Annotated in this window: 14 protein-coding genes; 3 read left to right on the top strand and 11 right to left on the bottom strand. The window is 34.8% G+C overall.

Annotated features, from left to right (window positions below):
- Positions 1-37: 37 nt before the first annotated feature.
- From F6K40_RS33400 to F6K40_RS33390, 3 genes are all read right to left on the bottom strand, one after another.
- Positions 38-211 carry a hypothetical protein gene (locus F6K40_RS33400; RefSeq protein ID WP_293142413.1) on the bottom strand — a complete coding sequence of 58 codons (174 nt, stop codon included), beginning with the start codon at positions 209-211 and terminating at the stop codon, positions 38-40.
- Positions 212-217: 6 nt separating this feature from the next.
- The gene (gene cmoB / locus F6K40_RS33395; RefSeq protein ID WP_293142411.1) at positions 218-1198 is read right to left on the bottom strand and encodes a tRNA 5-methoxyuridine(34)/uridine 5-oxyacetic acid(34) synthase CmoB; all 981 of its coding nucleotides are present in this window, start codon (positions 1196-1198) and stop codon (positions 218-220) included.
- A gap of 394 nt (positions 1199-1592) precedes the next feature.
- Positions 1593-2129, bottom strand: a complete 537-nt coding sequence (locus tag F6K40_RS33390) for a P-loop NTPase family protein (protein WP_293142409.1) — start codon at positions 2127-2129, stop codon at positions 1593-1595.
- Between the two features lie 113 nt (positions 2130-2242).
- On the opposite strand from F6K40_RS33390, the gene F6K40_RS33385 reads away from it, so the two are divergent.
- From F6K40_RS33385 to F6K40_RS33375, 3 genes are all read left to right on the top strand, one after another.
- Entirely contained in the window at positions 2243-2887 is a 645-nt protein-coding gene (locus tag F6K40_RS33385; RefSeq protein ID WP_365673671.1) for a DUF488 domain-containing protein, read from the top strand.
- Positions 2888-3027: 140 nt separating this feature from the next.
- Positions 3028-3474: a DUF488 domain-containing protein gene (locus F6K40_RS33380; RefSeq protein ID WP_293142407.1), complete on the top strand. Its 447-nt coding sequence runs from the start codon at positions 3028-3030 to the stop codon at positions 3472-3474.
- Positions 3462-4136, top strand: coding sequence for a dual OB domain-containing protein (locus F6K40_RS33375; protein WP_293142405.1), 675 nt, complete (start codon positions 3462-3464; stop codon positions 4134-4136). Before F6K40_RS33380 ends, F6K40_RS33375 begins: the two co-directional genes overlap by 13 nt.
- 215 nt (positions 4137-4351) lie before the next feature.
- Here F6K40_RS33375 and F6K40_RS33370 read toward each other — a convergent pair whose 3' ends face one another.
- From F6K40_RS33370 to F6K40_RS33335, 8 genes are all read right to left on the bottom strand, one after another.
- Positions 4352-4687 (bottom strand): XisI protein, encoded by a 336-nt coding sequence (locus tag F6K40_RS33370; RefSeq protein WP_293142403.1) that lies wholly within the window; start codon positions 4685-4687, stop codon positions 4352-4354.
- Positions 4675-5091, bottom strand: coding sequence for a XisH family protein (locus tag F6K40_RS33365; protein WP_293142401.1), 417 nt, complete (start codon positions 5089-5091; stop codon positions 4675-4677). Before F6K40_RS33365 ends, F6K40_RS33370 begins: the two co-directional genes overlap by 13 nt.
- A gap of 157 nt (positions 5092-5248) precedes the next feature.
- On the bottom strand, positions 5249-5764 hold the full coding sequence (locus F6K40_RS33360) for a P-loop NTPase family protein (RefSeq protein WP_293142399.1): 516 nt from the start codon (positions 5762-5764) through the stop codon (positions 5249-5251).
- Between the two features lie 71 nt (positions 5765-5835).
- Complete coding sequence (locus F6K40_RS33355; RefSeq protein WP_293142397.1) at positions 5836-6042, bottom strand: hypothetical protein; 207 nt, start codon at positions 6040-6042, stop codon at positions 5836-5838.
- On the bottom strand, positions 6017-7741 hold the full coding sequence (locus tag F6K40_RS33350; RefSeq protein WP_293142395.1) for a pentapeptide repeat-containing protein: 1725 nt from the start codon (positions 7739-7741) through the stop codon (positions 6017-6019). Before F6K40_RS33350 ends, F6K40_RS33355 begins: the two co-directional genes overlap by 26 nt.
- Positions 7742-8003: 262 nt before the next feature.
- Positions 8004-10064: a pentapeptide repeat-containing protein gene (locus F6K40_RS33345; RefSeq protein WP_293142393.1), complete on the bottom strand. Its 2061-nt coding sequence runs from the start codon at positions 10062-10064 to the stop codon at positions 8004-8006.
- A gap of 342 nt (positions 10065-10406) precedes the next feature.
- Positions 10407-12674, bottom strand: a complete 2268-nt coding sequence (locus tag F6K40_RS33340) for a heavy metal translocating P-type ATPase (RefSeq protein WP_293142391.1) — start codon at positions 12672-12674, stop codon at positions 10407-10409.
- Positions 12675-13322: 648 nt separating this feature from the next.
- Entirely contained in the window at positions 13323-13451 is a 129-nt protein-coding gene (locus F6K40_RS33335) for a hypothetical protein (protein WP_293142389.1), read from the bottom strand.
- Positions 13452-13707 lie beyond the last annotated feature (256 nt).

The following is a 13707-nucleotide window of genomic DNA, read 5'->3' as shown; positions in this document are numbered from 1 at the left end:
AGTTTTAAGCTATAAAGAAGAGAAAGTTTTTTGATCACTAATTATCAGAACATGATATTACGCAAACTCCTAGATAATACGCTATCTGTAGAGGGTGAATGCCATTCGCCCCTACTAGATATGGCGATTCTGCGTAAGTCCTGACAAGATTCGATCTACCCACACTCCCCACACCTCCGACACCTTCCCACACTCCCCACGCTCCCCACACTAAAACCTACTTCCGCGCGATCGCATAATAACGCCAAGGAGCAGGATAACCTTCAACAGTCAATGACAGATCGTGAGGATGAAGAAATTCTGACAAACTATCAATATTTGCCCAAGTAGTGCGTCGTTGTTCTTCAACGGATAAAGGTGCAGCAAAAAAACAATTAATATCGCTAAACCCCGCTCTCCCGATCCAGTTTTCCAAGCAAGACTGAGTGGGAAGAAACCAAATACCCCGTGCTTGAGCGTAACGTTTTTGGGGAGTGAGCGCCACTGGTAAGTTTCCAGGAATACCTTGACAGTCAATAATAATTTCACCTTTGGGTGCTAACGCTTCTCGCATCTTGCGTAATAAACCAATGGGATCGGTGTGATGATAGAGGATACCCAGGCAAAAAATGGTGTCAAAAAATTGGGGGTAGTAGTGAATATGTTCGACTCCTAAAAGTTCAAATGCCAGCATTTTTTGTTTGACGATATTTTGGATAAGTTGAAAATTCCAGAAATGTTTGGTGTAGGGTTCAAAACCGATGACTAATTCTGGTTGTTGAACTGCCATCCGAAACATAAAATAACCGTTGTGGCAACCAATGTCGGCAACTTTGCGATTTTTCAGAGAACTAATATGTGGCAAAATACGTTGCCATTTCCAATCGGAACGCCATTCAGCATCGATGGTTACACCGAATAGTTCAAAAGGACCTTTTTTCCAAGGGCAAAATGTTTGCAAGGAGTTGTGAAACCGTTCTTTTTGCTCTGGGGAAAGTTCGTCAGGGCAACCGACTTTGATGACTGCACTGGAAAAGTCGAAAAAGTCGCTTTGAATATCTGCTATTGTTTGTATTGCTTCGTAATATTTTTGATTAGGGAGTTCAAATAATTTTGTTTGTCTTTCTTGACGGGTTTGTAATATTGCTTCTGTGTTGATAGGAGTGTCGTATTTATATAAATAATCTGGGGAAATATAGCTGATATTTTTGTCAAACATAAATAGCTTCCTTAGTTGCTTTCTTCTGAAGGTAAGGCAGAAGGCAGTAGGGTTAGAAGGATTTGAATAAACTAGCTCCTCTTCCCTCCTGACTCCTGAATTGTGAATTCTGAATTCTCAATTCTGACTCCTGACTCCTCCATTTTTATTTATAACTTAGGACTTACGCAAAGAAACCCGGTTTCTATGATAAATCGTTGTTTTGCAATAAATGTCTACGAAAAACCGGGTTTCTGGGTTCACATGGCCTTAGTGCTGTAACCATTCAACCGGACATGATATACAGCGGTTTTCATTTCAGTAAACCACAGTAGGGACTTTCCATGGAATGTCCCTACTAGGTTTGAAATGTGAATATGTGGTTCATCAATCTGAAAAGCGCTGTAAGTCCTGATTATGTCTGTTTTGTGCTTGTCTCAGTTTCAATTAACTGCAAAAATTCTGCAATTTGTTGACTAGATTTGAGGTGATAAACACACTTACTGTTTTGAACTTGCTCAATATAATCTCGATATTTTGGAGTCAGATATTTGTGGCATAACCATAGATTACGGTAGCTATTGATGGAACTCTTCAATAGTGGACTACGTTCCGGCCACCCATCGGGTGGGATCAAAAAAACCGTTAAAAACCGTTTTGTCACCCACCAAAAGTGAAGAGACAAAGGTAGATCGATGTAAATCAGGGTATCTGCTGCGTTTAACCTTTGCCAGAGCGTTTCCATGGAACCGAATCCGTCAATCACCCATTGATCATTTGCTAAGATTTCGTCGTGAGTACACTTATATTCGCGATCGGGAACTTCTGTACCTCCTGAGCAATATTTGATTTTGTCTAAGACATAAAGGGGGAGATTAGTGATTGCTGCTAATTTCTTGCTCAGGGTTGATTTGCCACCACCTGCATTACCAAATACGGCTACTTTTTTCATAAATTTTCTCGTAAGTCCTAAGAAATTAAAATTAAATAATAAACAGAAAATTATGATAGATCAACACCATGCTATAGTACAATATATATAAAACAATTAGAAAATTTTTAGCAATGATGAAATTATTTACTGTTGGTCATTCCAATCATTCTATCGAATTTTTTTTAAGTCTCTTACAAAAACACCAAGTCACAACTCTGGCAGATGTTCGTTCCTATCCTTATAGTAAGTATTCACCTCATTTTAGTCAAAAAAATCTTCAGCAATATCTACAAGAAACTAATATTTCATACATTTTTTTAGGCAAAGAATTAGGTGCTAAAACTAATGATTTAAGTTGTTATATTAATGGCAAAGCTTTATACGAATTAATTGCTAAGACAGAAGAATTTCAAAAAGGTTTAGAAAGAGTTTATCAAAGTTTGGAAAATCATAATATTGCTTTGATGTGTTCTGAACAAGACCCCATTATTTGTCATCGTGCTATTTTAGTGAGCCGACATTTAAAAAATAAAGGTTTAGATATCGAGCATATTCTTAAAAGTGGTGATTTAGAGAATCATTCCGATTTGGAACAAAGACTACTAGAAATTCATAATCTTGTGGAAAAACCTCAATCATTTTTACAATTAAGTCTTTTTGATACTGAAAGTTTCAGTCAAAATGTTACTGAATCTACTCAAGATTCTGAATATACAAAACTTGAAAAAGCTTACAAAATTCAAGGGGATAAAATTGCTTATGTAAACAAAAAATAATATATAGCAGGGAATAGGGAATAGGGAATAGGGAATAGTTGGAAAAACGTTTCCTAGTCTAAGATTTATAATTAGTCTCTGTCCTAACTATCTCTTTCTTTGCTATAATACTTAATGTTATTAGTGGAGGATTAAATAAAATGGAAAAAACTATTGAACTTTTTACAATTGGATTTACAAAAAGAACCGCTCAAGACTTTTTTGAAAATCTCACAAAATCAAAAGTTAAATGTGTTATTGATGCAAGATTTAATAATGTTTCTCAACTTGCCGGATTTGCCAAAAGAAAAGATTTAGAATATTTTCTCAAGGTAATTTGCAATATTGAATATATTCATATTCTAGATTTAGCACCTACTAAAGAACTTTTAGATGATTATAAAAAAAAGAAAATTACTTGGGATACTTACGAAGAAATTTTTAATAATCTGATCAAAGAAAGAGAAATTGAAAAAAAAGTTTCACCTCAACTTTTAGACCGAGGTTGTTTACTTTGTAGTGAAGCTAAACCAGATTATTGTCATCGTCGTTTAGTCGCTGAATATCTTAATCAAGAATGGGGAAATATTAAAGTATGTCATCTTTAAAAAAAATAATTTGTTTGGCTAATTCCTACAAACAAAATGAGCGTTGTATAGCAGGAATTGATTTAGATACAGGAAAATGGGTTCGTCCAATATGCGATCGCCAATTTCCTGAAGATGGAAGAGTACCTTTAAGAATTAGATTGGTGGAAGGTGGAGAGCCAAAACCTCTTGATATTCTCGAAATTCCTCTTGATAATAAAGGAAATGATTTTGGTTTTGAAAGTGAAAACTTTTCTGTATTAAAAGGTAAATGGAAATGTTTAGGTAAAGCTAAAGTTGAAGATATATTTCCATACTGTAATAATTCAGACTATATCTTACATAATTCTCGTAAATATATTTATCCTTCTTATCTAAAAAGAGTTCCCTTTGATCGACGTCGAACAATTGAAATTGTTAAAGTTAAGAAGCAAAATTTTTCTTTTGTTCAAGACAAAAGAGGAAAATTTCGAGGTAGTATCAAAAGTAATCATGGTTATTTGCTTTTAAATAATGCAAAAATTACCGATCCAGAGTTTATGAAAAACTTAGAAAATGGATATTCTCCAACTGCAAATAATTTTTTGGTTACTGTTAGTCTGAGTATGCCTTATGCTCCTGAAGATTGGGAAGGTGAAGCACCTTGTTGGAAGTTAATAGCAAATATTATTGAATTTGATTAGCTGAAAAATTAAGGATTGAAAATTATATTATGTCCGGAGAATTAGCGAGCGACAAACTTGCTCTTTTTTATACCTTAAAACTTCCTCCTCTTCTCTCCTAATTTTGTAGGGACGTTGCATAACAAAAATGCTTTTTCCTAAGGTCATGCTCTGCAAACATGTTGGGCAGCAAAACGTCCCTAAAACCTAAAAGGGCGTAATTTTTAATGCTTACATTAATTGTTAGCATAACGAGTAAATTGCCGTTTAAAAGGAGAATGAAAACCAATGACAATATCGGCAGCAGGTACACCCATATCTTCTAACCTTTGAGCAACAGACTCTTCCGTACCATTATATTGAATCCAAATTTTGCCATCAATAATATCAAAGTGCATCACAGCACCAAATACTCGTTTATCTCCTCGCCAACCAACATAAGCTAATTGATAATGATCGCGTTCTGTATCAAATATTAGTTCATCTTTGACTGTATCATTAGTATTAGCTATTTCCGCATGGGAACTCAAAATTTCCCGAACAAATTGTCGATATTTTTCTAATTTATCCATTCAGAAATCACCTCCAATTTAGGATTATAAATAATTAGTTTAACTTGATAACGTTTCAGAGAACGTTGAATAAAAGGAAGCTGAAAAAAATTTTGATAATCTTCCACAGGAATAGCTAAATAAACAATTCTTTCTGGTTCTTGTTCTTCAAGTGCTTGGCAATAATTAAGATATTGACCTAAAGCAGTATGAAATGAGCTAATATCTGAATCTGCAATAAAGCTTTTAATTTCTAAAGCAATTTTTTCAGAACCTTTTTCTGCTGCAATAGCATTTTCTGCCGCTAAATTAATGTGTAATTTGACAGCTTCACTAATCCGAATTGTAAAAGGATCGTGGGTAATATTCCATCCATCTTTGATTAGAGCATTTTTAACCTGTTGATGGAAAATGTCTTTTGCCATTGTTGGTAATTTTTATTATAAACATAATTTTCTCTAGATTATGACATACACACAGGCACTATATATAGAGTCTTTGCCTAAGTTCTATTGTACTAAAATTCGGTGGAAGTCTAATTGCAATTAGACAATTTCAATGTCCTCGCTATATTTGCGTAGTCTAAGTTTCAATGAACTGCAAAAAATCTGCAATTTGTTGACTAGATTTGAGGTGATAAACACACTTACTGTTTTGAACTTGCTCAATATAATCTCGATATTTTGGAGTCAGATACTTGTGGCATAACCAGAGAGTACGATAGCTATTCATGGAACTCTTCAATAGTGGACTACGTTCCGGCCACCCATCGGGTGGGATCAAAAAACCCGTTAAAAACCGTTTTGTTACCCACCAAAAGTGAAGAGACAAAGGTAGATCGATGTAAATCAGGGTATCTGCTGCGTTTAACCTTTGCCAGAGCGTTTCCATGGAACCAAATCCGTCAATTACCCATTGATCATTGGCTAAGATTTCGTCGTGAGTACGCTTATATTCCCTATCTGGAACTTCTGTACCTCCTGAACGATATTTGATTTTGTCTAAGACATAAAGGGGGAGGTTAGTTATTGCTGCTAATTTCTTGCTCAGGGTTGACTTACCACCACCTGCATTACCAAATACGGCTACTTTTTTCATAAAAATGCTGACAATAAAAAACTAGAATTTTTTAGGTTAGGTTTGCTTGGGTATTTTTTTAGTTCCTTTGATTACGGAGTGAATGGCGATCGCTCTTTTTGAGAGAGCTGGTACAATATGGTTTTTGGTAAGGCGATCGCTTTTTTTGTCATTGGCAGATTAGTACAAGCTGAAAACTTTTTGTAATCAGCTTTAACATGATTGTCTTTTGCCTTCTGGGTAATTTGAGGTAAGTTTAGTAGAACGGATAGTTCATTGATTTTTCTGACATTTGGCATTTAGTTCATCTTTGAACTCTGGATCGAATTTTGCTGATTGCCAGTTTTTAGCTTGGCATACTTGTTCGGACTTTAGTCCTTGGGCCCCTCTCAAGTCAGCATTACTCAGGTTAACTTTTATCAATTTATTTTGACTGCTGTCATATTTACTCAGTATTGCCCTACTCAGGTCAGCCCCACTCAGGTCAGCCCCACTCAGGTCAGCACCACTCAGGTCAGCCTCTATCAGGTAAACCTCTGTCCATTTATTCTTATTCTTGTCAGACTTGGAAGAGCCAGACTCTATCAGTTGAGCATTACTCAGGTTAGCTCCACTCAGGTTAGCTCCACTTAGGTTAACTCCTATCCATTTATTCTTACTGCTGTCATATTTACTCAGTATTGCCTCACTCAGGTCAGCATTACTCAGGTCAACTGCTTTAGGTTTTAAAGATATCCGGCGAACCCTATTCCCCTTAAAATCTTTTGAGTCAACCTCACTCAGGTCAACACCTCTCAGATCAGCCTTCTTTTTCTTAGCTTCCTGTAGCTGAACTATCGTTAACTTCGCCTCTTTAAAGACAACGCCTTCGAGGTCAACCTCACTGAGATCAACATATTTAAAGTCAACCCCTTCCAGCTTTGCTTTTTGCAACTCAGATCCCTTTAATTTTGCCCCTCTCAACTTCGCATTACTCAAGTCAGCCCCTCTCAAGTCAGCCCCTCTTAAATCGCTATTTCTCAAGTCAGCCTCACTCAAGTCCGCACTCCTCAAATCAGCATTTTTTAAATTGGCATTCCGTAGGTTAATACCCCTTAAATCTGCCCCTTCGGCCTGTAGCCACTCCAAACTGTTTCCTTCTTGAGCTAGTGTTTGCAATCCTAGATGAGTACCACCAAAAACTTTTTCTTGATCAGAGTTAATAATTTCCCAAGTGCGATACTGAGATTCATAGTCAACTTCAATTAATGTATTGATCAGAAGAAATAAAGCACCAATAATTGATAGTTTCTCTAACTTCTCCAAAATCGGAAAAATATCTAAGTGAGCAATAGAATAGTTAAGAGATTCGATCCAGCGTTCTATTTTGAGAAATTCCCAATCACGTAGCAAGAAAACCCTAAAGGAATTTCGAGATTCTTGGAAAAGGTGACTCTCATAGTATTTCTCAAACAGATGATTGTAAATATGAGGTGGAAGTTCTACATCCTTTGCTTTCTCAAAAAAATATTCATTCCAGGTTTCGCGATCGGCCATCCCTTTGAGTTGGTAGAGTTCCTCTAGAGTGCCATCTATCTTTTTCCATTGCTGTTCTGATACGTCAATATCAATTTCATTATCAGACATTCCTTGTATTTCTTCAATGGTTGTCGAGCTGCTAATTTTCCAATTGCAGATGTTGGCATTTGTCAGATCGGCTTGATTGAGATTCGCACCTTCTAAACAAGCACGCTCTAAAATAGCACTACACAATTTACTCCCTTGCAAATTAGCCTGGGATAAATTGGCATCAGTGAAATTAACCTCATTTAGTTGCGCTCCTGCCAAATTAGTCTGGGTTAGATCGGCATCTGTAAAGTCAGCTCCATCTAGGTTGGTATTACTCAAATCAACATACCGAAGATTAGCATTACGAAAGCTAGCTTGTTTCAAGTCTAATCCTGACAACTTCACCCGATACAGATTAAAAGAATCAAAGTTTTTTGAGTTTAATGTCATTTCTAATATCTCCGTTTACTATTTTATAATATCAAGTCTGGATCATCAGTTATTGTCAAGTCATTGGGAGTGGATTTGAGATGAAAGAGTTTTATCCCCCCAACCCCCCTTGGTAAGGGGGGCTTAAGAATTCTGAAAATAGTATTAGTTATTGTCAAGTCATTGCGACTGGAAGGGAGTGTAAGGAAGCAATCTCAGGGTTTTAGAGATTGCTTTCCTGACGGAATGCTCCGCAAACGCTATCGCTCGCAATCACAACTTTTTAAGGGGACTTGATATCATTCTTTACTTGAACAACCCAATTTCTGACTTTTGGGTATTTTAGATAGGTATTACCAGTGGCAACACACTCTAATCCTTTTACTTGAGTCCAGATTGTGTAGTTCAACTTCGCTCCACGAAAATTGACACTTGTCAATTCAGCACCGCTGAAGTCAGCTTCTGTTAAATTTGCTTCCCCAAAGTTGGTACTATTTATACATCTGAAGAAGACGGCTAAATCGCGAAATATAGAATATTGAGATTTAATTTTTTGAAGCTGAAAGGATGAATGTTTTGTCTCAGCAATCTTGTTTTTTGTGAATATTAATATTAGCCACGAAACAAAAGATAAAGCCAATATAACTAAAACGAAAACGAAAATAAACTCATAACCACCAGAGTCTAAAATAGAATAAAAATAAAGTTCGCCATCTTCAAGCAAATTTATGAAAAATATGAGAATATTTATTGAATTTACTACTAAATAGGAAGTAAATAAAACAAACAATGTAAACCATAAAAAAATTAAAAAATGGTAACTCCATTGCTTTTTAACTCTTTCTTTTAACAAATTCCTAAACTTGTGAATATCAAAAAATGAGACAGACAATAAAAATATTAGCCATATGCTCAGAGTAGGAACAAAAAATGATAACCAATAATTGTTATCCCTAAACCAATATAAGTCTGGAGGAGAAATAAATACGAACATAGAGATTAAACTTGTTGGTAAGACAAGGTTAATAAAATACCACCAACCTAGCCATTTTGCAGGTGATTTAGACTTCCAAGATAAATTGGCAAAATAGTAGATTAATAGAACCAATAATGACAACAAGCAAACTATTATAATGAACGTAATTTTTTCTATAACTGTTGTTGAATTTAAATCATCTAAGTAACTTAGAATATTTTCTTTGTAGCAATAATAGCAATAAAATAAAATTGAAGAAACCCAAAATATCAACTTTAGTATCCTTATTTTTTTAGCTTGTATAAGTTGCCAAAGCTTTACAATAACAATTAATTGTAAGGCAATTACAAGTATCAAAATAATCAAGTCATCAATATCTAAAATATCTACTAGAGAATATCTACTCCAACTATAGACAAATAATAAAGCAAGTCCAGAAAATCCTAGTCGGAAAAAAGCTTTGAAGATATTGCTATAAGTTTCTCTATTATTTGCATCAAATAGAGTTGAGTAGGCTGCAAGTGATAAAAATAGCAAAGATATAACTGGCAGATTAAATGTTATTGAGCTGAGGATTAATAACCAGTTGTTTTCATTCACTAGGTTTAGTGGGTCTAGTTGGCCTAGTGGCTTTAGTAAGTCCACTAGGTCGATAGGTGAAAATGAAATAACTACACAACCAACAAACAAAAAGCTTAAGATTATCAAAACAGGAAAATTCTGAAATAATTGTCCTAAACTTCTCCAAGATTTACTCATCGAAAAACGATAAATTGGGGAAAGTAGAGAAACTGCTAATCCCCAAAACAAAATATTTCCAAAGATTCCCGATAAAGGTTCATAGAACGTTTTCAGCCAAAAATCCAATATTCCCAATCCCCAAAAAACCAGAGCAATATTGCCCTGACTGTTAGACAAGTGGATTAAATAACCGACTGGTACAAGGATCGCTAATGAGAAAAAACTATTAGCATTTTCATTGATTATATCTATTTCACCTTCCCTAGAAAAAACTAATAAACCAATTACCCAAATAATCAGAGCTGTTGCAAAAAGCAAGAGGGCGAAAAACCAGGTATATGTTGTACGATCGTTTTCACTTCCAGCTTTAATATCATGTAATATAGCTTTTACCATCCTAGCTCTTCTAAAACTTGTTCCTTTTAGATCGCATCCGGTAAAATCAGCTCCTCTTAGGTTGCATCCGGTAAAGTTAGCTCCAGATAGATTATATCCAGCAAAAGATTGACCTCGCAAGTCCAAATTGCTAAAATTTCGTTCCCCTTTTTTATATTCTTCGATTATTTCCTCAACTGACTTTTTTTCTCGTTTCTTTTGTTTTGATAAATTGCCTTTTGTTTCAAGCATCTTCAACCTCAAAAAATCTATCAAACTATGATTTGGGGTTGCTGAATGAATTTATAATTTTGCCATACCCTGAATGAAGTTTATAGATTTCAAGCACCTATTATGATACCCATACATCAACAGCAACACCTATAATTCCAGCATATAACAATCCTAAATGATTTGTCAAAAAAAACTGTAGGGGTTTGGTCTCCAAACCCCCTTATATAAAACATTACAACCTATTTATAACTTGCTGATTCACTCTCAAGCGACACATCTAAAAATGGTGCGTTACGACGGATTGTTAAATGTCTTTTAAAGCTTATATTATAGCCGTCTAATGCACCATTATTGCTTAACTTATTGAGGTTTAAATTTCCTTAAACGTAAAGCATTTGTCACCACAGAAACGGAACTAAATGCCATCGCTCCACCTGCAATAATTGGATTCAATAACAAACCAATTAAAGGATACAAAATACCGGCAGCAATAGGAATGCCTAAAGTGTTATAAATAAAAGCAAAAAATAGATTTTGCCGAATATTGTTCATAGTCGCGCGACTCAGTTTAATTGCTGTAACAATACCAGTTAAATCTCCAGAAATTAATGTCAAATCACTAGCGGCGATCGCTACATCTGTTCCGGTACCAATAGCTATTCCGACATCTGCTTGCGCTAATGCTGGTGCATCATTAATTCCATCTCCAACCATCGCTACAATTTGATGATCATCTCTTCTTTTTTTCTTTTCTAATTGCAGACTTTTTACAGTTTCAACTTTTTGGTCTGGACGTACTTCAGCAAATATTTTACTAATGCCAACTTCGGCAGCGATCGCTTCTGCGGTTCGGCGATTATCTCCTGTTAACATTACAACTTCTATTCCCATTTTTTGTAATGTTCTAACTACATTTTTTGAGGATGGTTTTAAAGTATCAGCTATGCCAAATATTCCCTCAATTTGACCATCAATTGCTATCCAAGCAGTAGTCTTACCATCTGCTTCTAATTTATCTTGATAATTTAGCAAATTAGTAATCTCAATTCCTAATTCTTTCATCCAGCGAGAAGTACCAATTTGTACCAATTTATCAAATACAATTCCTTGCACTCCCATACCTGACATTGCCTCAAATTTTTCTGGTTCTGGTAAGGGAAATTCGACACCTTGACTTTGAGCATATTCGACAATTGCTGTAGCTAAAGGATGCTCAGATTTTCTCTCAACTGCTGCTGCTATTTCTAATAATTTTATTTCCTTTTCATTGGTAGTTCCTTCAACAGTTATGTAGTTAGTAACTGTAGGTTTACCTTGAGTCAGTGTGCCGGTTTTATCCAATATAATTGTCTGAATTTTATGAGCAACTTCTAGACTATCTGCACCTTTAATTAATATCCCATTTTCTGCGCCTTTTCCTGTTCCTACCATAACAGAAGTAGGAGTAGCTAATCCCAAAGCACAAGGACAAGCAATTATTAATACACTGACTGTTGTAATTAACGACATAGTTAAATTGCCAGTCACATAAATCCAAATTAGAAAAGTAGCGATCGCTATCCCCATTACAACAGGAACAAACCAAGAAATTACCATATCTGCTAATTTTTGAATCGGTGCTTTTGAAGCTTGTGCCTGTTGAACCAACTTAATTATTTGCGCTAATACTGTCTTTTTTCCGACTCTAGCAGCCTCAAATTTAAAACTACCAGTTTTATTAATTGTTGCTCCAATAACTTCATCTCCAGGTTCTTTTTCTACAGGTACACTTTCACCAGTCACCATCGATTCATCCACTGTAGAAAAACCTGATTTTATTTCCCCATCAACTGGAATTTTTTCCCCAGGACGAACAACAATTAAATCGCCAACTTTGACTTGTTCAATCAAAATATCTACTTCTTTTCCATCTCGAATAACTCTCGCAGTTTTTGCCTGTAAACCCATCAATTTTTGAATAGCTGCGGAGGTTTGTTTGCGGGCACGATATTCAAGAAATCGACCTAATAAAATGAGAGTAATAATAGTAGCTGCTGCTTCATAATAAACATCAGGATGTAATCCTTGTTTAGTAAAAAAATCTGGAAAAAATGTAGGAAATAGAGAATACAAATAAGCTGCTCCAGTACCTAAAGCAACTAAAGTATTCATATCTGCCGAATGATTTTTTAATCCTTTAGCAGCACCAACAAAAAATGATTTGCCACACCAAACCATAACTGGCGTTGTTAATATTAATTGTAGCCAAGGATTACCTAACCATGAAGGTATCCAAGGTAACTTCAATCCAGTCATCATTGGCAAACAACCAATAATTAAAATTACACTAATAACACCACCGAATATAACTTTATTGAGCATTTGTCGTTCTATTCGGCGATTTTCTTTCTCTTTTTCTGAGAAATTTATTGTTTCCTGAAGTAGTTCTGCTTCAAAGCCAATATTTTTTACAGATTGTAGAATTTTGTATAAATTTGTCTTGTGGGAATTATACTTAACTGTTGCTTGTGCTACAGCAAAATTAACTTGACATTCTGCTACACCAGCTACATTTTCAATTGCCTTTTGAATTTTATTAGCACAGGCAGCACAACCCATACCTTTTAATTCTAAATACGTTATTTCCATAATTACCTCCTGATAAATAGGTAGATACATTCAACTTCAATATCTCTAGAATAAAGTCTCCACTCAACTGGAAAGTCAAGTAGTTTATACAAAAAAAATAGCCGAATTATGTTACTGCCTTAAGGAAATCAGAAATCATACCGTTTCACTGAATTTAGAATGAGCGAATTTAGAATTCAGAATGCCAGATTTGATAGGCTAAAAACTTTGACATTCACAACAGTTTCAGGCAATTATTTGACATTTAAAGTTTGAAACTATTTGTGGCATCCTGAAAGTGAATTGGTATCAGAAGTTAGAAGTTATAAGTTAGAAATTAAATTCTTAGTTTGTTATTTTTATCAAACCAAAGAAAATACTTAACTAATAACTGATTAAAAGGCGGGATTTTAGAGCCAATTATTTTGATAAAAATCATAATTTGCCAGTGCCTTTAATTATTGAAATTCCTACCAATCCATCTCCATATTCAAAAATTAATTTACAGAACTTTTCAGATAGAAACGTATCTAGATTTATTTCATGGATAAGTTTGAATATTTAGAGACTTGATCAAGGTGTTCCTAGCAATAATAATAAAGCTTTTCGATTGCTAATTATCAGGAATAATATTAAATTTAATTAACCTATGTTTCAGTACAAAAATATTTAGCGATTAATATTAACAATCAATATCCCCACCTCTGCTCTAATGAAGTCAAAAGTTGTTTTAGTAACGGGAATTTTGAGCAACTCTCCAAAAGCATTTCGCTCTAAAAGGCGGGGTTTAAAATCCAATGATTTTGATAAATTTTTTTATTGTAGGAATAAATCATAAATTAAATAAATTAATTAATGTGTAACTACATAAAAAGTAATTTGCTACAATACTATCAGGACTTAGGCAAAGAAACCGGGTTTTTATGATAAATCGTTGTTTTTATAATAGACATCTAGGAAAAAACCCGGTTTCTGAGTTTGTCTTCCTAAGTCGTAACTATGAAATTGAAGTACAATGGTTTTTCTTCTTTTCTATTCCCACCAAACCCTAATT

The sequence above is a fragment of the Okeania sp. SIO3I5 genome (assembly GCF_010672085.1).
In the GTDB taxonomy this organism is placed as follows: Bacteria; Cyanobacteriota; Cyanobacteriia; order Cyanobacteriales; family Microcoleaceae; genus Trichodesmium.
Note: the sequence above shows the minus strand (reverse complement) of the source record. Positions and strands in the feature narration are given on the sequence as shown.